Genomic DNA, 18876 nt, shown 5'->3' on the forward strand with positions numbered 1-18876 from the left:
CGGGGCGCAAGCGGCCCCGGCCTGCGCCGGATCGGAGCAGGCGTTACAGCCCCGCCGTGTCCCGGATCAGCTTGAACAGCTTGCGGGCGCTGGCCGGGGGCTTCTCCTGAGCGCGCTCCCGGCGGGCGTTGCGGATCAGTTGGCGCAGCGCCTGTCGGTCGACGTCGGGGTAGTCGACGATGAAGGGCTCGAGGGCCGCGTCGTCCTCGATCAGCCGGTCACGAAGCCCCTCGAGGCGGTGGAAGGCGTGGTCGCGGCGCAGTTTTTCCTGCTCGAACTCGTCGAACACCGCCTGGATGCCGGCGACGTCCTCGCCGCGCATCAGCTTGCCGACATACTGCATGTGCCGGCGACGCCCCTCATGGGAGCGAATGCGCGCGGTTTCCTCGACGGCGGCCAGCAGCTCGTCGGAGAGCGGTAGCCGTGCGCGCCAGGCGTCGGAGAGGGCGATGATCTTCTCGCCCAGCGCCTGCAGGGCCTGCATTTCCTGCTTGCGCTGGGTCTTGCTTTGCCGACCGTCGTGGTCGGCGGGCGATTCAATTGACATGCCATTACCAAAAAGCATTGGGAGGTTGGCGCAGTATACCAGCCAGCCTCGCGACAAGGAGACCAAGATGACTCAGGCTTTCGATGCCGCCGCCCAGCAGGCATTGCTGGAGTCCCGGGCCGAGGCCGCCCTCGACCAGGCGCGCGCCCTGGGGGCCGATGCCTGCGAGGTGGGGGCCAGCGTCGATCAGGGCATCGGCGTCAGTGTGCGCCTCGGGGAAGTGGAGACCGTCGAGCTGTCCCGGGATCAGGGTATCGCGGTGACCGTCTATGTGGGCAAGCGCAAGGGCACGGCCTCGTCGTCGGATGCCGGCGAAGCCTCCATTCGGGCCGCCGTGGATCAAGCCATGGCCATCGCGCGTCACACCGGCGAGGACCCCTTTGCCGGGCTGGCGCCGGCCGAGCTGATGGCGCGCGAGCTGCCGGATCTCGACGTCCACCACCCCTGGCCGCTGACCACCGACGAGGCCATCGAGCGTGCACTGGCCTGCGAAGCGGCCGGCCGCGCGGTGGAAGGGATCAGCAAGTCCGAGGGGGCGGATCTCTCCAGTGGCGAAGGCGTGCGCGTCTATGCCAACAGCCACGGCTTCCTCGGCAGCCAGCGGGGCAGCCGTCATTCGCTGTCCTGCATGCTGATCGCCGAGGACGACAACGGCATGCAGCGCGATTATGACTACACCAGCGAGCGGGACCCTCGCAAGCTCGCCAGCGCCGAGGCGATCGGAGCCTCTGCCGCCGAGCGCACCCTGCGGCGCTTGGGCGCCCAGCGCCCGGTCACCGGCCGCTTCCCGGTGATGTTCGACCCGAGCCTGGCGGCGGGGCTCGTGGGCCACCTGATGGGCGCCCTGGCCGGCGGTGCCCTGTATCGCGAGGCCTCCTTCCTCTGTGACCGCTTGGGGGATCGCCTCTTTCCCGACTGGTTCAGCCTCTTCGAGCGGCCCCGTGAGCGTGGCGCCATGGCCAGCAGCCCCTTCGACAACGATGGCGTCTATACCCGCGATAACGTCTTCATCGACCAGGGCCAGCTCGCCAGTTATCTGCTCTCGGCCTACAGCGCCCGGCGGCTGGGCATGACCACCACCGGCAATGCCGGCGGGGCACGCAACCTGCGCTTGGAGGCGCCCCTCGAGAGCCGTGAGGCGCTGCTTGCGAAGATGGATCGAGGGGTGCTGGTCACCGAGCTGATGGGGCAAGGCGTCAACGGGGTGACCGGTGACTACTCCCGCGGAGCGGCCGGCTTCTGGGTCGAGAACGGTCGCATCCAGTACCCGGTCGAGGAGTTCACCATCGCCGGCAGCCTGCCGAAGATGTTTGCGGGGCTGGTCGGTGTCGGCGACGATATCGATACCCGGGGCAGCGTGCACAGCGGCAGCTGGTTGATCGACGAGATGACCATCGCCGGCGGCTGACCACTCGGCGCCGGGTCGCCTCCTGCATGGCGCTCGGCATCGCATGGCGGCCGGCATCGGGCGGCAGGCGGCGAAGTCACCACCCTTGCGCTCCACCCATAAAAGAGCCACCCCGAGGGGTGGCTCTTTTGCTGCGAGATGATCAGGAGGGCGCCAGCGCCATGGAGGCGGGCGAACGCTCAGCCATCCTCGTCGAAGCGCGCCTCGATCAGGGCCACCAGGGCGGCCAGCGCGGCCTCGGCCTCGTCGCCCTCGGCCCGTATCTCCAGCTCGCTGCCGTAGGGGGCGGCGAGCATCAGCAGCGCCATGACGTTGGCGGCGTCGGCCTCTCGGCCCTGGTGGCTGACGATGACGCGGGCCTGGTAGGCCTGACAGCATTGCACCAGCTTGGTGGCGGCGCGGGCATGCAGGCCCCGCTTATTGATGAGGGTGAGTTCACGTCTTGGCATGGCCATCAGCGTCCCTGCTGTCCATTTGAGCCTGGGGCACGGCGGTATGGATGCCGAGCTCCCGGTGGCGGAGACGCACGCCGGGGTGGTGTTCGGCGAAGTGGTTGGCCAGTCGCTCGGCCAGGTAGACCGAGCGATGCTGGCCGCCGGTGCAGCCGATGGCCACCGTCATGTAACTGCGGTGGCTGGCCTGGTAGGCCGGCAGCCAGCGGGTCAGCCAGTCGATGATGTCACCGGCCAGGCGTTCGACGTCCTCGTAGCTTTCGAGAAACTCGATAATTTCCCGGTCGCGGCCGGTGGATTGACGCAGCCGAGGATCCCAGTAAGGGTTGGGGAGGCAGCGGGCATCGAAGACGGTGTCGGCATCCAGCGGTACGCCGCCCTTGAAGCCGAAGGACTCGAAGGTCAGGGTCATCTGCCGATCGCGATGCTGGGCCACCTGCTCGGCGATGCGGCCGCGCAGGTCGTGGACCGACAGACGGGAGGTGTCGATGACCAGGTCGGCGAGATCCAGGATCTCGGCGAGGGCGGCTTCCTCGCTGTCGATGGCCTCGGCGAGGGTCATCTGGCTGTCCCGCGTCAGCGGGTGGCGACGGCGAGTGGCCGAGTAGCGCTCGAGCAGGATCTTCGAGTCGGCGGTCAGGTAGACCACCTGACACTGGATGCCGCGCGCCTGTAGGTCGGAGAGCAGCGTCGGGAAGCGCTCCAGGGCATGGGGCAGGTTGCGGGCATCGATGCTCACGGCGCTGGAGGCGCGCCGACTGGCGTCGCGTTGCAGCTCGTCGACCAGGGAATCCAGCAGCATGGCGGGCAGGTTGTCGATCGCGTAGTAGCCCAGGTCTTCCAGCGCCTGGAGGGCGATCGACTTGCCGGAGCCGGAGCGGCCGCTGATGATCACGAGCTGCATGAGGGTCTCCTGCTTACCGGGTCAGTGGGCGAGGGGCATCGTTGCGGTGATGGCGTGGCGCCGATTGGGGGTCAGGCGGAGCGGCCATCACTGGCGTGGCGGCGAATCGCCTCCAGCAGGATGTCATAGAGCTGGCGCTGCGTCTCGCTGTTGCGCAGCCGCTGGCGTGTCTCGGGGTCGTTCATGACCGCCGCGACCTGGCCGAGCAGGGCGAGGTGGGCGTCATCGGCTTCTTCCGGGACCAGCAACACGAAGACCAGATCGACGGGCTCGCCGTCGATGGCATCGAAGTCGACGGGCTCGCTGAGCTTGAGGAAGCCGGCCAGGGGAGACTTGCAGTGCGGGTTGCGCGCATGCGGGATGGCGACGCCGTGACCGATGCCGGTGCTGCCTAGCCGCTCGCGGCCGATCAGGCGACTGAAGACCTCCTGGCTATCGAGGCTGGGCGTGTTCTGGGCGATGAAGGTGCTGAAGAACTCCAGCACCCGCTTCTTGCTTCCCCCGGGCACACCGAACAGGGCGCGCTCGGGGGCAGGATGGATTCCAACGTCATGATGTCAGCGAGCGCCTGCGCCTTGGGCGCGCGCCTGGGCTTTTTCCTTGTGTTTGACAAGCTGACGGTCGAGCTTGTCGGCGAGGGCGTCGATCGCGGCGTACATGTCGACGTCTTCCGCTTCGGCATGCAGTTCGGCACCGGCGGCATGCAGGGTGCAGGAGGCCTGCTGGCGCTCTTTCTCGACGGAAAGGGTGGCCTGAACCGTGGTGATGTTGTCGTAATGACGCTCCAGGCGGGCGAGCTTCTCGTTCACATAGTCACGCAATGCGTCGGTCAGTTCGACGTGATGGCCGGTGATGTTGACTTGCATGGCACGCTCCTTATCCTGCGGTTGGCCAATCGATTGTAACCCTTTTTAGCGCCCTGCATACCCCTTCGCTTGGCGCTTTTCCAACGCAGCTACTTTCGGTGATTTTTCCACGCTTAGTCAATGGGTTATGCCTTGAAAACAGGCATTTCACACGACATCAGGAGAGTCGCTTGCGCTCGCTGGACGGCGGGATGCCCATCGCTTCGCGATACTTGGCCACGGTTCGTCTGGCGACCTGGATACCGCTTTCGGCCAGTAGGTCGACCAGTTTGCTGTCGGAGAGAGGCTTGCGCGGCGGCTCGCTGCCGATCAGCTTCTTCAGGCGAGCCCGAATGGCGGTGCTGGAGTGGGCGTCGCCACTGTCACCGCCGACCTGGCTCGAGAAGAAGTATTTCAGCTCGAAGACGCCCCGTGGCGTATGAATGAACTTCTGGGTAGTGACCCGCGAGATGGTCGACTCGTGCATCTCGACCTTGGTGGCGATGTCGGCGAGGATCAGCGGTTTCATGGCCTCCTCGCCCCGCTCGAGGAAGTCGATCTGGCGGGCCATGATCTCGCGCCCCACCCGCAGCAGGGTGTCATTGCGGCTCGACAGGCTCTTGATCAGCCAGCGTGCCTCCTGCAGGTGCTGCTTCATGAAGGTGTTGTCGTCGCTCTTGTCGGCCCGGCGGATCAGGGCGGCATAATCCGGCTGGATGCGCATCCGCGGCAGCGCCTCCGAATTGAGCTCGATGCGCCAGCCTTCCTGGGTGTGGCGGGCGATCAGGTCGGGAATCACGTAGTCACTGCCCGTGCTGTCGAAGGCCTGGCCCGGGCGAGGGTCCAGCGTCCGAATGAGCGCAATCACCTGGTCGAGCTGGGCGTCGTCCAGCCGCAGCCGGCGCTTGAGCAGCTTGCGATCATCGCCGGCGAGGGCCTCCAGAAACTGGCGCACCAGGCGCTTGGCCTGGGGCAGCAGGGGTAGGTCCGGCGGCAGGGCGCCCAGCTGCAGCAGCAGGCATTCACGCAGATCGCGCGCAAAGACGCCGGTCGGTTCGAACTGCTGCACGCGCAGCAGCACCCGCTCGACGTCGCCGGTCTTGAGGCCGTCGAGGCCCTGGGCACGCAGGCCCTGAGTCAGGTCGTCGAGGCCTCCCTCGAGATAGCCGCTGGGAGTGACCGCGTCGATCAGGCTCTCGGCAATCTGGCGCTCGGTATCGCTGACATCGGCCATGGCCAGTTGCCAGGCGAGGTGATCGTGCAGGCTTACGCCGATGGCGTTGCGGTCGAGGTCGGGGCCTTCCGCGCTGCCGCTCGGCGCCGCCATGTCCTGGTAGGTGTCGGACCAGTCGCTGTCTGTCGACAGCTCGCTGGGGATCTCGGTGGACCAGTCGTCCTCGCGGGGTTCGGCGACGTCCTGCTCGCCGTAAGCCTCGTCGAGTTCCAGCATCGGATTGGTTTCCAGTGCCTGCTGGATCTCCTGGCGCAGGTCCAGGGTCGAGAGCTGCAACAGCGCGATGGCCTGCTGAAGCTGGGGCGTCATGGTCAGCTGGGTGCCGACGCGGAGTTGCAACGAGGGTTTCATGACCATGGCAAGGCGCGTGTCAGGCAGAAATGGAATGACTAACTTAGCCGTTGACCGGAGGCCGTGCAAGCCGTTGGTGATGATTTATTAGCAATAAGCGTGCCATGCGCAACTTTCGTGCCGCTCAGGGGGTAGCGCCTGCTCGCTGCGGGGTTGGGAGCGAGGGAGCGGGGTAGGGAGGCGACCAAGGCCTCCCGAGTCGCCGGGTCGAGGCTAGAGCCGGAAATCCTCGCCGAGATAGACGTCTCGGACCTTCTGATTGGCGAGGATGGCCTCGGCATTGCCTGCGGCGATGATCTCGCCGTCGCCGACGATATAGGCGCTGTCACAGATGTCCAGGGTCTCGCGCACGTTGTGGTCGGTGATTAGCACGCCGATGCCCCGGTCGCGCAGGGCGCGGATGATCGACTTGATGTCGGAGACCGAGATCGGGTCGACGCCGGCGAAGGGTTCGTCCAGCAGGATGAAGGCCGGTTCGGTGGCCAGGGCTCTGGCGATTTCGACCCGACGCCGCTCGCCGCCCGACAAGCTCATGCCGGTATTGTCGCGAATATGGGTGATGTGGAACTCGTTCAGGAGCTCCTCCAGGCGTGCTCGGCGGCCGTCGCGGTCCAGGTCCCGGCGGGTCTCCAGGATGGCCATGATGTTGTCGGTGACCGACAGTTTGCGAAAGATCGAGGCTTCCTGGGGCAGATAGCCGATGCCGGCCAGGGCGCGCTCGTGCATGGCGGCCCGGGACAGGTCCCGGTCGTCGATATGGACCGTGCCGGCATCGGCGCGTACCAGGCCGACGATCATGTAGAAGGAGGTGGTCTTGCCGGCACCGTTGGGGCCCAGCAGGCCGACGATCTGGCCCTGGTCGATGGACAGGCTAATGTCCTTGACCACGCGACGTCGCTTGTAGCTCTTGGCCAGATGCTGAACGCTGAGGGTCTTCATGGGGAGCCTTATTGCTGGGGAGTCAGGGTCATGCGCACGCGCTGGCGTGTCTCGCCATCGTTGTCGACGCCGCTGTCGGCTTCGACCAGGCGGCGATCCAGGTAGTAGTCGACCCTGGCGCCGCTGAATCTGTCCCGGCCACGGTGAAGTTCCGCCTGGTCGATCAGCTCCACCCGCCGCTCGAGGGTATGGTAGACGATGGTGCGTCCCCAGCCCTTGACGAGGGGCGCCTCGGGGCTCGGCTGCTGTTCGATGTAGGCTCGCTCGCCGGTGGCGCGTACGCGGGAGACCTCGCCCTGATCGGTGCGGGAGATGGTGACGCGCTGGCCGGTCAGCTGCATGCTGCCCTGGCGCATGTCGACGTCGCCGCTGTAGACGGCGGTGCCGGCCTGGTCGTCGAGCTCGAGGCGATCGGCGACGATCTCGATGGGGGCGCTGGCATCGCCGTCGAGGGCCATGGCCGGCAGCGTGATCAGGCTCAGCAGGGCGGGCAGCAGCAGGCCAAGAGCCCGGCGGGTAAGGTCGCGTCGCGTCATGGGGCTTGCTCCTCGGGGGGGTGAAAACCGCGTACGTTGCCGGTCAGCTGCAGCCGGTCGTCGTCGAACCAGACATCCAGCCTGTCGCCGCGCACGCGCTGCGAGGACTGAGTGATGCGCGCCTCGCTGTCGCTCCAGGCATGATTGGTGTCGGTGTCGATGTTCAGGGTCTCGGTGTTCAGTTGCCAGCCCTCGCCGGGGGATTCCAGGTGGGCCGCACCGCTCAGCACCAGCGGGTTGCCGCCGGGGCCGAGGGTGCCTTGTCGGCCGCTGGCCCGCCACAGTTCCCCGTCGTCATCGAGCAGGCGCGTCCGGGGCGTGTCGGCGCGGGTCGTGTCGTCGTGAGGGGTGTGAACCAGGCGCGGTGTCTCCAGGCGCTGATGCGGGCGCCCCTGGGCATCGAAGCGGGTCAGGGTCACGCCCTCGAGGTAGAAGTCGGGCTCACCGGCGCTGTCGGTAGGCACCGGCCCCGGCGCGCGCACGTCACGCTGCTCGACGAGCGTCAGCACGGCACCCAGGGCGACCAGCAGCAGGGCTAGCCAGACGCGGGGCGAGGGGCGGGGCAGGCGCAGTGCCATCAGGGCCGACCGCGATCCGTGGCATCTAGGCTGTATCGGTCCATCACCGCGGCCCAATGGCCCTGGCTCTCCAGCAGGGTGTCGCAGATATCGCGCACGGCCCCGTGGCCGCCGCTGCGTTCGGTGACCCAGTCGGCCTCGCGACGCATGTAGGGCGGCGCGTTGGGTACGGTGATGCCGAGGCCGGCCGCTTGGATGGCGGCCAGATCCTGAAGGTCATCGCCACAGTAGGCGGCCTGCTCAAGCTCGAGACCGAGGCTTTGGGTCAGTTCGCGCAGGGCGGTGAGCTTGTCGTCCCGGTGCTGGAAGACGTGCTCGATCCCCAGGGCGGCGGCGCGCTGGGTGACCATCGGCGATTCGCGGCCGGTGATCAGGGCGACCTCGACGCCGGCCTGGCGCAGCAGCTTGATGCCATGGCCGTCCTGGGTGTGAAAGGCCTTGATCTCGATGCCGTCGGCCTGGAAATAGAGGCGGCCGTCGGTGAGAACGCCGTCCACGTCCAGGGCCAGCAGCCTGACTTTTCGTGCGCGATCGGCAAGCGTCGGGGCGAGCGGTGAATCGGGTGACATGACAACTCCTTAGATGACGCCGCTTCTCAGCAGGTCGTGCATGTGCAGGGCGCCGACCGGGCGGCTTTCTCCGTCGACCACGGCCAGCGCGCTGATGCGGCTCTCTTCCATGATACGCACCGCTTCGGCCGCAAGCACGTCGGCCTGGGTGCGCTTGCCGGGAGAGGTCATGACCTCTTCGACGCGCAGGGCGTGCAGATCGCTATGCTGGTCGAGGGTGCGGCGCAGGTCGCCGTCGGTGTAGACACCGGCGAGGCGACCGTCCGGGGCGATCACGCAGGTGAAGCCGAGTCCCTGGCGCGTGATCTCGATCAAGGCGTCGCGCAGCGGGCTGCCCAACGGCACCTGTGGCAGGCGGTCGCCCTGATGCATCAGGTCGCCCACGGTAAGCAGCAGTCGTCGTCCCAGGCTACCGCCGGGATGCGAGAGGGCGAAGTCCTCGGCGGTGAAGCCGCGGGCCTCGAGCAGTGCCACCGCCAGGGCATCGCCCAGCACCAGGGCGGCGGTGGTGGAGGCGGTCGGTGCCAGGTCCAGTGGGCAGGCCTCACGTTCGACGCCGGCATCGAGGTGGGCCTCGGCGTGGCGGGCCAGCGTCGAATCGGGGCGGCCGGTCATGCTGATCAGCGGCACATCCATGCGCTTGAGCAGCGGCAGCAGGGCGGTCACCTCGGCAGTCTCGCCGGAGTTGGACAGTGCCAGCACCACGTCGCCGGGCGTGATCATGCCCAGATCGCCATGGCTGGCCTCGCCTGGGTGGACGAAGAAGGCCGGGGTGCCGGTGCTGGCGAGCGTCGCTGCGATCTTGCCGCCGACATGGCCGGACTTGCCCATGCCGGTGACCACCACGCGGCCCGAGCAGCCGAGCAGCAGCTCGCAGGCGCGGTCGAAGCCGGCGTCGATACGGGCCTCGAGGGCCTCGATGGCATCGCGTTCGATACCCAGGGTGCGGCGCGCGCTGGCCCGATAGGCCGAATCTTGTGCATCAGTCATGGGGAAATTGTTGCCCGTTGTCAGGTGTCGCTCAAGCGCCCGTGAGGCTGGACTGGAGCAGTAGGCCCAGGTAGCCGACATAGATCAGCACCAGCAGGGCGCCGGGGAGGCGGCCCAGGGTGCCGCGGCGCTGCCACAACAGCCAGCTGCCGAGCAGTAGGGTCAGCAGCAGCATGGTGGGATAGTCGCGGCTGATGGCGTGGGCATCGACCGGGCCCGGGGCGAGCAGGCCGGGCATCGGCAGCACCGCCAGCATGTTGAACAGGTTCGAGCCGATGACGTTGCCGATGGCGATATCGTGGTGTCGCTTCAGGGCGCTGGCCACGCAGGCGCCGAGTTCCGGCAGGCTGGTGCCGATGGCGACCACGGTGAGGCCGATCACCAGCTCGCTGACGCCGAAAGCACTGGCGATCTCGCTGGCGCCCCACACCAGTAGGCGGGAACTCGCCACCAGCAGGATCAGGGTGGCGATCAGCCAGGCCAGCGCCCGGGGCAAGGCCATGTCCGGGATCTCGCCGTCCTGAGTGTCGCCGTCGCCGTTGCCGCCATCGGCCTTGAACAGCCACCACAGGCTGAAGATCAGCAGGGCGGCCAGCAGCAGGGCATCGAAGAGGCCCAGTTCACCGTCGGCCAGCGCGTAGCCGGCAAGCCCGGTGGCGCCCAGCAACAGGGGGAGTTCGCGGCGCACGATCGAGAAACGCACCGGCACCGGCACGATCAGGGCGGTGATGCCGAGCACCAGGCCGATATTGGCGATGTTGGACCCCAGGGCGTTACCGGTGGCGAGATCAGGCGTGCCATCGAGCGAGGCCATGATGGCGACGATGATCTCGGGGGCCGAGGTGCCCAGCGCGACGATGGTCATGCCGATCAGCAGTGTGCTCATGCCCGCCCGATACGCCGTGGCGGCCGCGGCGCCCACGAAGCGGTCGGCGCTCCACAAGAGGCCCAGGAAGCCAAGCACGACGGCGAGCAGGGGTAGCAGCATCATTAAGGAGGGATCCATGTCGGTCAGTGAGAAGCGGCCAATTAAACGCGTTGAGGCGCCGCGAATCAAGGCGAGTCGCGGCGCCTGCGCGGGGCGCTAGCGGGGATCGTGGCAGTTAATATACAATGTTCGATAATTTTCGGGTGGAGGTTAGGACGCCATGCACGATTCACCCCTGGTGGTGGTCGAAGGGCTACGCTTTTCTCGTGGCGATAGGGAAATCTTTCGGGGCGTGGATCTCGCCATCCCCCGTGGCAAGATCACGGCGATCATGGGGCCGAGTGGATCCGGCAAGACCACCCTGCTCAAGCTGATCGGTGGCCAGCTGGCCCCGGATGCGGGCCGGGTGATGATCGATGGCGAGGATCTCCATGCCCTGAGTCGCAAGAAGCTGTTCGCCCTGCGGCGGCGGATGGGCATGCTGTTTCAGAGCGGCGCCTTGTTCTCGGACCTGAGCGTCTTCGAGAACGTGGCCTTTCCGCTGCGGGTGCACACGGACCTGCCCGACGCCATGATTCGCGACGTGGTGTTGATGAAACTCGAGGCCGTGGGGTTGCGCGGCGCCCGCGAGTTGATGCCGGCCGAGCTGTCCGGCGGCATGGCGCGCCGGGTGGCGCTGGCACGGGCGCTGGCCTTGGACCCGGAGCTGATCTTCTACGATGAGCCCTTCGTCGGCCAGGACCCTATTTCCATGGGTGTGCTGGTGCAGCTGATTCGTCGCGTCAACGATGCCCTGGGGCTCACCGCCGTGGTGGTCTCCCACGACATCAAGGAGACGCTGTCGATCGCCGACTATGTCTATGTAATCGCCGACGGCAAGGTGATGGCTCAGGGTACGCCCGAGAGCCTCGATGTCGATCAGGATCCCCGCGTCCGCCAATTCATGCACGGCGAGCCCGACGGGCCGGTGCCGTTTCATTATCCGGCGGATGATTTCTATACGGACATGCTCAACGGAGGAGGGCAGCCATGATCACGCGGATTACCCGCCTGGGTCGTCAGGGCTGCGATCTGCTCGAGGCGCTGGGGCGGGCCGGACTGTTTCTCGCCCAGTCATCGGTGGGATGGCCCTCCGGTGAGGGGGTCTATCTGTGGCTACGCCAGATGCATTTCATCGGCGTGCTGTCGCTTGCCATCGTGCTGGTGTCGGGGCTGTTCATCGGCATGGTGCTGGCCCTGCAGGGCTACACCATCCTGGTGGACTTCGGCGCCGAGGATGCCTTGGGGCAGATGGTCTCGCTGTCGCTGCTGCGCGAGCTGGCCCCGGTGGTGGCGGCGCTGCTGTTCGCCGGCCGTGCGGGCTCGGCGCTGACCGCCGAGATCGGTCTGATGAAGGCCACCGAACAGCTGAGCAGCATGGAAATGATCGGCGTCGATCCGCTCAAGCGGGTGGTGGCGCCGCGCCTGTGGGCGGGCTTCGTGTCTCTGCCGCTGCTGACCGTGGGGTTCAGCGTCGTCGGCGTCTGGGGTGGGCATCTGGTGGGCGTCGAGTGGCTTGGCGTCTACGAGGGCTCCTACTGGGGCAACATGCAGGCCAGCGTCGATTTCATCGAGGATGTCGGCAATGGCATGCTCAAGAGTCTGGCCTTCGCCCTGGTCGTGACCTGGATCGCGGTGTTCCAGGGCTATGACCTGGTGCCGACCTCGGAAGGCATTTCACGCGCTACCACAAGAACGGTGGTGTATTCCTCGCTGGCGGTACTGGGACTGGATTTCGTGCTGACCGCGCTGATGTTTGGAGAACTGGGATGAAGCGCAGCAAGATGATGGAGTTTGGGGTCGGGCTGTTCATGCTGGCCGGGATTCTCGGGATCGTCTTCCTGGGGTTGGGCGTCAGTGGCCTCGCCTTCAAGGGCGGCGAGGAGACCTATACCCTGGAGGCCAACTTCGCCAATATCGGCGGGCTGAAGCCCCGGGCTCGGGTTACCATGGCCGGGGTGACCGTCGGTCGGGTGGAGGAGGTCGAGCTGGATACCGAGTGGTATGACGCCCGCGTCACCCTGTCCCTCGACAGTCGCCTGGAGGGGCAGTTGTCTCGCGACACCACGGCCTCGATTCTCACCTCCGGGCTGCTCGGCGAGCAGTATGTCGGCCTGTCGGTGGGGGGCGACCCCGAGACCCTGGCCGACGGTGATACCATCAGCGACACCCAGTCGGCCCTGGTGCTGGAGGAGTTGATCCAGCAGTTCGTGGCCAATATGGCCAAGGAATGACCGTGACGATGACCATGAACAGCCCTGACATGACCTACCGAGAGAGACGATCCATGCGCGTTCACCTGCCCTCTGTTACCCGCTGGCTGCTGGCCTTGGTGCTGTGCGTCGTGATGATGCCCGCCCAGGCGCAGGCCAATGCTCCGAGCCAGGCGCCCGATGAGCTGATCCGCCAGAGCATCGACGACCTGATGGGCAAGATCGAAGGTCGTCGTGGCTACTTCTCCGAGCACGTGGATGAGCTCGAAGCACTGGTCGAGGAGAGCCTTCATGACGTCGCCGACTTCCGCTACATCGGCGCCAGCGTGATGGGGCGCTATTTCCGCAACGCCACGCCCGCTCAGCGCTCCCGCTTCGTCGACACCTTCCGTCAGACGCTGATCGACACCTATGCCAAGGGGCTGGTGACCTTCGACTACCGGGAGATCCGCGTGCTCGACCAGCAGCAGGCGTCTCGCGAGCCCGGTCAGGCCAGCGTCGACATGGAAGTGGTCGCCAACGATGGTGCCGTCTATCCGGTCAGCTACTCCCTGCGCCTGAGCGGCGGCGAGTGGAAGGTCGTCAACGTGATCGTCAATGGCATCAATCTGGGACTGACGTTCCGTAACCAGTTCGATCAGGCGATGCGCGACAATGGCCGTGATTACGATGCCACCATCAATGGCTGGTCGCCCGAGGTGGAGATCGGCGACGAAGAGCAGGGCGCATGACCCGTCTCTTCGACGCTCAGGGGGTGTGCCTCGAGGCTGTCGAGGGTGAGCTGGCCGTCAGCGGCGACGTGGATTTCGACGTTGCCGCGCCGCTGGCCGCTGCCGGCGCCAGCTGGCTTGCCGAACAGCACGCCGCCCACGGGCTCCGTCTCGACCTGCGTGGTGTCGATCGGGTCAGCAGCGCCGCCTTGAGCGTGATGCTCGAGTGGCTGCGCAGCGCTCGTCGAGCCGGTCTCGAGGTGCAGTGCGTGCAGCTGTCGCCGGCGCTTGCCAAGCTCACGGCGCTGGCCGGACTGGATTCCCTCCTGCCTCAGGGCCAGGCCCGCGAGACGACCTCGGCGGACTGATCCCGTCCGCCGAGGTGATCGGGCGTGGCCCTGGCATTTTCTTCCCCATCGCCATCGGCGGCGCTTTTGATTACCATGTGGCCTTTCTTCGTCTCGTGATGCGGTGATCTGCCTTCACCGCACCCTTCCGTGTTCCCAAGGAGGCATCCCCATGCAACCCCAAGACGTCAAGGCGCTGCTCGAGACGCGCATTGCCGACTGTGATTTCCACATCCAGGGCGAAGGCTGCAACTTTCAGGTCATTGCCGTGGGCGAGGTCTTCAATGGCCTGACACCGGTCAAGCGCCAGCAGTTGATCTACGGGGCCCTCTCCGAGGAAATCGCCAGCGGTGCCCTGCATGCCGTCAGCATCAAGACCTATACCCCGGCCCAGTGGCAGACTGCTGCCGACAGTGCCGGGGCCTGAGTAACGGACTCTCATGGATAAGCTGATCATTACCGGTAATGGCCCCCTCGACGGTGAGGTGTGGGCCAGTGGTGCCAAGAATTCGGCCCTGCCGATCCTGTGTTCCTCGCTGCTGGCGGAGGGGCCCGTGACGCTCGGTAACCTGCCTCACCTGCAGGACATCACCACCTCGCTCGAGCTGCTGGGACGCATGGGTGTCGACCTGGTAATGGGCGACAAGATGGCCATCCAGCTCGATGCCAGCGGGGTGACCGAGTGTCACGCCCCCTATGACCTGGTCAAGAAGATGCGCGCCTCCATCCTGGTGCTGGGGCCCTTGCTGGCGCGCTTCGGCAAGGCCGATGTCTCGTTGCCGGGGGGCTGCGCCATCGGCTCGCGTCCGGTGGACCTGCACATCCGTGGCCTTCAGGCCATGGGGGCGGAGATTAGCGTCGAGAACGGCTATATTCGCGCCACGGCGCCGGGCGGCCGCCTCAAGGGCGCGACCGTCTTCTTCGATGTGGTGACCGTGACCGGCACCGAGAACCTGCTGATGGCGGCGGCCCTGGCCGATGGCACCACGGTGCTCGAGAACGCGGCCAAGGAACCCGAGATCGTCGATCTGGCCGAGTGCCTGATCAAGATGGGGGCGCGCATCGAGGGTCACGGCACCGATACCATCACCATCCAGGGTGTCGAGCGTCTGCACGGCTGTTACCACGACATCATGCCCGACCGGATCGAGACCGGGACCTTCCTGGTGGCGGCGGCCCTGACTCGTGGCCGGGTGCGGGTGCGCCGTACCCGGGCCGACATCCTCGAGGCGGTGCTGGCCAAGCTCGAGGAAGCCGGCGGCGAGGTCACGACCGGCGAGGACTGGATCGAGCTCGACATGAAGGGGCGGCGTCCGAAAGCGGTCAATGTGCGCACCGCGCCATACCCGGCCTTTCCTACCGACATGCAGGCCCAGTTCGTGGCCATGAATGCGGTGGCCGAGGGCACCGGGCGCGTGGTCGAGACGATCTTCGAGAACCGCTTCATGCACGTGCAGGAGCTCAACCGCATGGGTGCCGATATCGCCCTCGAAGGCAATACGGCGGTGGTGACCGGCGTCGAGCAGTTGTCCGGTGCGCCGGTGATGGCCACCGACCTGCGGGCCTCGGCCTCGCTGGTGGTGGCGGCGATGGTCGCCAAGGGCGAGACCCTGGTCGATCGCATCTATCACATCGATCGCGGCTATGAGTGCATCGAAGAAAAGCTGCAGCTGCTGGGCGGCAAGATCCGTCGCGTGCCCGGCTAGTCATCCACGGAATTGCGAATCCCATCATGTCCAAGCAACTGATCCTGGCCCTCTCGAAGGGCCGCATTCTCGACGAGACCCTGCCGCTGCTGGCGGATGCCGGCATCCGGCCCGCCGAAGACCTGGGCAAGAGTCGCAAGCTGCTGTTCGATACCAACCTGCCGGACGTCAAGCTGGTGGTGATTCGCGCCACCGACGTGCCGACCTATGTGCAGCTGGGAGCCGCCGATCTGGGGGTGGCCGGCAAGGACGTGCTGCTCGAGCATGGCGCCGAGGGGCTCTATGAGCCGCTGGATCTCGAGATCGCGCGTTGCAAGCTGATGACCGCCGGCATCACCGGCGCCGAGCCGGCCAAGGCGCGCCGTCGCGTGGCGACCAAGTTCGTTTCGGTGGCGCGTCGTTACTATGCCGAGCAGGGCATTCAGGCCGAGGTCATCAAGCTCTACGGCGCCATGGAGCTGGCGCCGCTGATGAATCTGGCTGATGAAATCGTCGATATCGTCGATACCGGCAACACCCTGCGTGCTAACGGCATGGAGCCCCGGGAGAAGATCGCCGACATCAGCACGCGCCTGGTGGTCAACCAGGCCGCCATGACCATGAAGCATGATCGTCTCAAGCCGCTGCTCAACCGGCTGCGCGAGGCCGTGGCCAGTCGGCGTGGCTAGTGAGGCAGGGGGGCGGTGCGATAGGTTGAGTGTCTTGCCCCCATAGCGTTGCCTCGCTTGTCAGCCGTCCCCCGGCAACACAAGCTTATCACCAGACTCTTCCTTCAATGTCCATGTAGAGAGCACCATGACCGATTCCGTTGCCGCTTCCCTCGACATCTCGCGGTTGTCCACGCAGGACGCTGATTTCGATGCGCGCCTCGAGGCGCTGCTGGCTTGGGAAGGTGTGTCCGACGCCGAGGTGCAGTCGCGGGTCGACGAGATCCTTGGCGGTGTGCGCGAGCGTGGCGACGCCGCCCTCGTCGAGTACACCAATCGCTTCGATCGACTGTCGGCCCACAGCATGGCGGAGCTGACCATCGGCGCCGACCGGCTGCGTCAGGCCTTCGATGGGCTGCCGGCCGAGCAGCGCGAGGCGCTGGCGGCAGCCGCCGAGCGGGTGCGGAACTATCATGAGCATCAGAAGCCCGGCTCCTGGCAATATACCGAGGCGGACGGCACCGTGCTCGGCCAGCAGGTCATGCCGCTGGATCGCGCCGGCATCTACGTGCCCGGTGGCAAGGCGGCCTACCCCTCGTCGGTACTGATGAATGCCATTCCGGCCCATGTCGCGGGGGTGCGCGAGATCGTCATGGTGGTGCCGACCCCGGATGGCATCCTCAACGAGCTGGTGCTGGCGGCGGCTCACCTGGCGGGGGTCGATTGGGTCTTCACCCTGGGTGGTGCCCAGGCCGTGGCGGCGCTGGCCTATGGCACCGAGACGGTGCCTCGGGTCGACAAGATCGTAGGGCCCGGCAACATCTACGTGGCGACTGCCAAGCGGGCAGTCTTCGGCCAGGTGGGTATCGACATGATCGCCGGCCCCTCGGAGATCCTGGTGATCTCCGACGGCGGTACCGACCCGGACTGGTTGGCCATGGATCTGTTTTCCCAGGCCGAACACGATGAGGACGCTCAGGCGATCTTCGTCAGCTGGGATGCCGCGCATGTAGAAGCGGTGGAAGAGGCCATGGCGCGCCTGCTGCCGACCATGGAGCGCGCGCCGATCATCCGCGACTCCCTGGCGGGTCGCGGTGCCCTGATCACCTGTCGCGATCGCGACGAAGCCGTGGCGCTGATCAATCGCATCGCGCCCGAGCATCTCGAGCTGTCACTCGAGGACCCCGAGGCGTTGCTGCCCGAGATTCGTCATGCGGGAGCGATCTTCATGGGGCGCTACACCGCCGAGGCGCTGGGTGACTACTGCGCCGGTCCCAACCATGTGCTGCCGACCTCCGGCACCGCGCGCTTCTCCTCGCCACTGGGGGTCTATGACTTCCAGAAGCGCTCTTCGATCATCCACTGCTCGGCGCAGGGGGCTTCGGCGCTGGGGCGCACCGCCTCGGTACTGGCGCGGGGCGAATCGCTGACCGCTCATGCGCGCTCAGCCGAATATCGCATCAAGGACTGAGGCGCGCGGCTCTCGATCGAGCCTGCTTCCGACTCGGTGAGGCCCCGCCCCTGGCGGGGCCTTCGCGTTTCCGGGGGCTCGCTTTCCAGGCAACGAGCCCACGCCTTGCAAGTCGCTAAGGGGAGGGAGGGTTGGTCCAGTCTAGGGCTGGGGCGCGGACGTTTCGGCACTGGGGCGCTCGCCGACCTCGAGGGTCACGTCCAGCGGCTTGCCATTGCGCACCAGGCGCAGCGGCAGTTGGGTGCCCGGGGAGATGGCGGCGACATCGGTCATCACCGCTCGGGCATCACGAATGGTGCGGCCGTCGACCTCCAGCAGCACATCGCCGGGCTCGAGGCCGGCGGCAGCGGCCGGCCCGTCGGGCACGACGCCCGAGATCACCACCCCGACGATGGCGTCGAGGCCGAAGGAGGCGGCCAGCTCGCGGGTCATCTCCTGGGCCTCGATGCCCAGCCAGCCGCGGATCACCCGGCCCTGGGTGACCAGCTCGTCGAGGATCTCCCGCGCCAGGTTGGCGGGGATGGCGAAGCCGATGCCCTGGGAGCCGCCGGAACGGGAGAAGATGGCGGTGTTGATGCCGACCAGGGCGCCATCGGGGTTGATCAAGGCACCACCGGAGTTGCCGGGATTGATGGCCGCATCGGTCTGGATGAAGTCCTCGTAGGCATTCAGCCCCAGGTGGCTGCGGCCGGTGGCGCTGACGATCCCCATGGTCACCGTCTGGCCGACCCCGAAGGGGTTGCCGATGGCCAGCGCTACATCGCCCACCGCCGCCTGGTTCGAGTCGGAGAGGGCGATCACCGGCAGGTCGTCGAGATCGATGCGCAAGACGGCCAGGTCGCTCTCCGGGTCGGTGCCGATCACCTCGGCGAGGGTCTCGCGACCGTCCCGCAGGGCGACCTGAATCTGGTCGGCGCCGCTGATCACGTGATGGTTGGTGAGCACATAGCCCTCGTCGCTGACGATGACGCCCGAGCCGAGGCTCGAGAGCATGCGCTGGCGCCTGGGCATGTCATCACCGAAGAACTGGCTGAAGAAGGGGTCCGACATCAGCGGATGCTGTTCACGCTCGACCACCCGCGAGGAATAGATGTTCACCACCGCGGGCGCCGCCTGCTCCACCGCCTCCGAGTAGCTGACCGGGCCTGAGTTCCGTGACAGGGCCGGGGCATCGCGAACCTCGGGGGCGGGGCGGTTCACTTCTGGCGTCGTCGGTGTCTGGCGGGTGGGCTCTAGGCTTGCGGCTGGCGGCGAGACCGATACGGCCGGGTTCTGGCCGCCGAGTTCGGGGAAGGCGATCAGCAGCACGATGGCCAGCAGGACGCCGGCCAGGGTCGGCCAGACGAGGGGCAGGAGAAAACGACGCATGAGGAATCCTTGTCATCCGTGGCGGTCGCTGGGGGCCGCCGCAGCCGGTACAATCGAGGAATTGTATCATTGCTCATGTAACGATGCCCGGAGG

At 66.7% G+C, this 18876-nt stretch carries 22 protein-coding genes and 1 pseudogene; 10 read left to right on the top strand and 13 right to left on the bottom strand.

The window, feature by feature from the left end; all coding sequences use genetic code 11:
* Positions 1–43: 43 nt before the first annotated feature.
* Positions 44–547: a ribosome biogenesis factor YjgA gene (gene yjgA, locus IEJ03_RS04905; RefSeq protein ID WP_192036566.1), complete on the bottom strand. Its 504-nt coding sequence runs from the start codon at positions 545–547 to the stop codon at positions 44–46.
* 67 nt (positions 548–614) lie between these two features.
* Between yjgA and pmbA the strand changes: the two genes are divergently transcribed.
* Complete coding sequence (gene pmbA, locus IEJ03_RS04910; RefSeq protein WP_192036567.1) at positions 615–1955, top strand: metalloprotease PmbA; 1341 nt, start codon at positions 615–617, stop codon at positions 1953–1955.
* 179 nt (positions 1956–2134) lie between these two features.
* Here pmbA and IEJ03_RS04915 read toward each other — a convergent pair whose 3' ends face one another.
* The 11 genes and pseudogenes from IEJ03_RS04915 to IEJ03_RS04965 form a co-directional block, all read right to left on the bottom strand.
* Positions 2135–2404, bottom strand: a complete 270-nt coding sequence (locus IEJ03_RS04915) for an HPr family phosphocarrier protein (RefSeq protein ID WP_192036568.1) — start codon at positions 2402–2404, stop codon at positions 2135–2137.
* Complete coding sequence (gene rapZ / locus IEJ03_RS04920; RefSeq protein ID WP_192036569.1) at positions 2391–3311, bottom strand: RNase adapter RapZ; 921 nt, start codon at positions 3309–3311, stop codon at positions 2391–2393. The genes IEJ03_RS04915 and rapZ overlap by 14 nt, the downstream gene beginning before the upstream one ends.
* A gap of 71 nt (positions 3312–3382) precedes the next feature.
* Positions 3383–3864 (bottom strand): annotated as a pseudogene (gene ptsN, locus IEJ03_RS04925) (PTS IIA-like nitrogen regulatory protein PtsN).
* Positions 3865–3868: 4 nt separating this feature from the next.
* Positions 3869–4177: a ribosome-associated translation inhibitor RaiA gene (gene raiA, locus IEJ03_RS04930; protein ID WP_192036570.1), complete on the bottom strand. Its 309-nt coding sequence runs from the start codon at positions 4175–4177 to the stop codon at positions 3869–3871.
* Between the two features lie 157 nt (positions 4178–4334).
* Complete coding sequence (locus IEJ03_RS04935) at positions 4335–5747, bottom strand: RNA polymerase factor sigma-54 (protein ID WP_192036571.1); 1413 nt, start codon at positions 5745–5747, stop codon at positions 4335–4337.
* Between the two features lie 207 nt (positions 5748–5954).
* Positions 5955–6680: an LPS export ABC transporter ATP-binding protein gene (gene lptB, locus IEJ03_RS04940; RefSeq protein WP_192036572.1), complete on the bottom strand. Its 726-nt coding sequence runs from the start codon at positions 6678–6680 to the stop codon at positions 5955–5957.
* A gap of 8 nt (positions 6681–6688) precedes the next feature.
* A complete protein-coding gene (gene lptA, locus IEJ03_RS04945) occupies positions 6689–7216 on the bottom strand; it encodes a lipopolysaccharide transport periplasmic protein LptA (RefSeq protein WP_192036573.1) in 528 nt (175 codons plus the stop codon).
* Positions 7213–7794, bottom strand: coding sequence for an LPS export ABC transporter periplasmic protein LptC (gene lptC / locus IEJ03_RS04950; protein WP_192036574.1), 582 nt, complete (start codon positions 7792–7794; stop codon positions 7213–7215). The genes lptA and lptC overlap by 4 nt, the downstream gene beginning before the upstream one ends.
* Positions 7794–8363 (bottom strand): HAD hydrolase family protein, encoded by a 570-nt coding sequence (locus IEJ03_RS04955; RefSeq protein ID WP_192036575.1) that lies wholly within the window; start codon positions 8361–8363, stop codon positions 7794–7796. Before IEJ03_RS04955 ends, lptC begins: the two co-directional genes overlap by 1 nt.
* A 9-nt stretch (positions 8364–8372) precedes the next feature.
* Positions 8373–9353, bottom strand: coding sequence for a KpsF/GutQ family sugar-phosphate isomerase (locus IEJ03_RS04960; RefSeq protein WP_192036576.1), 981 nt, complete (start codon positions 9351–9353; stop codon positions 8373–8375).
* A gap of 31 nt (positions 9354–9384) precedes the next feature.
* On the bottom strand, positions 9385–10344 hold the full coding sequence (locus IEJ03_RS04965; RefSeq protein WP_347400995.1) for a calcium/sodium antiporter: 960 nt from the start codon (positions 10342–10344) through the stop codon (positions 9385–9387).
* 157 nt (positions 10345–10501) lie between these two features.
* Between IEJ03_RS04965 and IEJ03_RS04970 the strand changes: the two genes are divergently transcribed.
* From IEJ03_RS04970 to hisD, 9 genes are all read left to right on the top strand, one after another.
* On the top strand, positions 10502–11314 hold the full coding sequence (locus tag IEJ03_RS04970; RefSeq protein ID WP_192036577.1) for an ATP-binding cassette domain-containing protein: 813 nt from the start codon (positions 10502–10504) through the stop codon (positions 11312–11314).
* Positions 11311–12093, top strand: coding sequence for a lipid asymmetry maintenance ABC transporter permease subunit MlaE (gene mlaE, locus IEJ03_RS04975; RefSeq protein ID WP_192036578.1), 783 nt, complete (start codon positions 11311–11313; stop codon positions 12091–12093). The genes IEJ03_RS04970 and mlaE overlap by 4 nt, the downstream gene beginning before the upstream one ends.
* Positions 12090–12554, top strand: a complete 465-nt coding sequence (mlaD, locus tag IEJ03_RS04980; RefSeq protein ID WP_192036579.1) for an outer membrane lipid asymmetry maintenance protein MlaD — start codon at positions 12090–12092, stop codon at positions 12552–12554. The genes mlaE and mlaD overlap by 4 nt, the downstream gene beginning before the upstream one ends.
* A 53-nt stretch (positions 12555–12607) precedes the next feature.
* Positions 12608–13264, top strand: coding sequence for an ABC transporter substrate-binding protein (locus IEJ03_RS04985; RefSeq protein ID WP_192036580.1), 657 nt, complete (start codon positions 12608–12610; stop codon positions 13262–13264).
* Positions 13261–13611, top strand: a complete 351-nt coding sequence (locus IEJ03_RS04990) for an STAS domain-containing protein (RefSeq protein WP_192036581.1) — start codon at positions 13261–13263, stop codon at positions 13609–13611. The genes IEJ03_RS04985 and IEJ03_RS04990 overlap by 4 nt, the downstream gene beginning before the upstream one ends.
* 151 nt (positions 13612–13762) lie before the next feature.
* A complete protein-coding gene (locus IEJ03_RS04995) occupies positions 13763–14017 on the top strand; it encodes a BolA family protein (RefSeq protein ID WP_192036582.1) in 255 nt (84 codons plus the stop codon).
* Positions 14018–14030: 13 nt separating this feature from the next.
* On the top strand, positions 14031–15296 hold the full coding sequence (gene murA, locus IEJ03_RS05000; RefSeq protein ID WP_192036583.1) for a UDP-N-acetylglucosamine 1-carboxyvinyltransferase: 1266 nt from the start codon (positions 14031–14033) through the stop codon (positions 15294–15296).
* A 26-nt stretch (positions 15297–15322) separates the two neighbouring features.
* Entirely contained in the window at positions 15323–15964 is a 642-nt protein-coding gene (gene hisG / locus IEJ03_RS05005; protein ID WP_192036584.1) for an ATP phosphoribosyltransferase, read from the top strand.
* Between the two features lie 127 nt (positions 15965–16091).
* The gene (gene hisD / locus IEJ03_RS05010) at positions 16092–17414 is read left to right on the top strand and encodes a histidinol dehydrogenase (protein ID WP_192036585.1); all 1323 of its coding nucleotides are present in this window, start codon (positions 16092–16094) and stop codon (positions 17412–17414) included.
* 141 nt (positions 17415–17555) lie between these two features.
* Here hisD and IEJ03_RS05015 read toward each other — a convergent pair whose 3' ends face one another.
* Positions 17556–18782 (bottom strand): Do family serine endopeptidase, encoded by a 1227-nt coding sequence (locus tag IEJ03_RS05015; RefSeq protein ID WP_192036586.1) that lies wholly within the window; start codon positions 18780–18782, stop codon positions 17556–17558.
* Positions 18783–18876 lie beyond the last annotated feature (94 nt).

This window comes from Halomonas sp. YLGW01, from assembly GCF_014840935.1.
GTDB lineage: Bacteria > Pseudomonadota > Gammaproteobacteria > Pseudomonadales > Halomonadaceae > Onishia.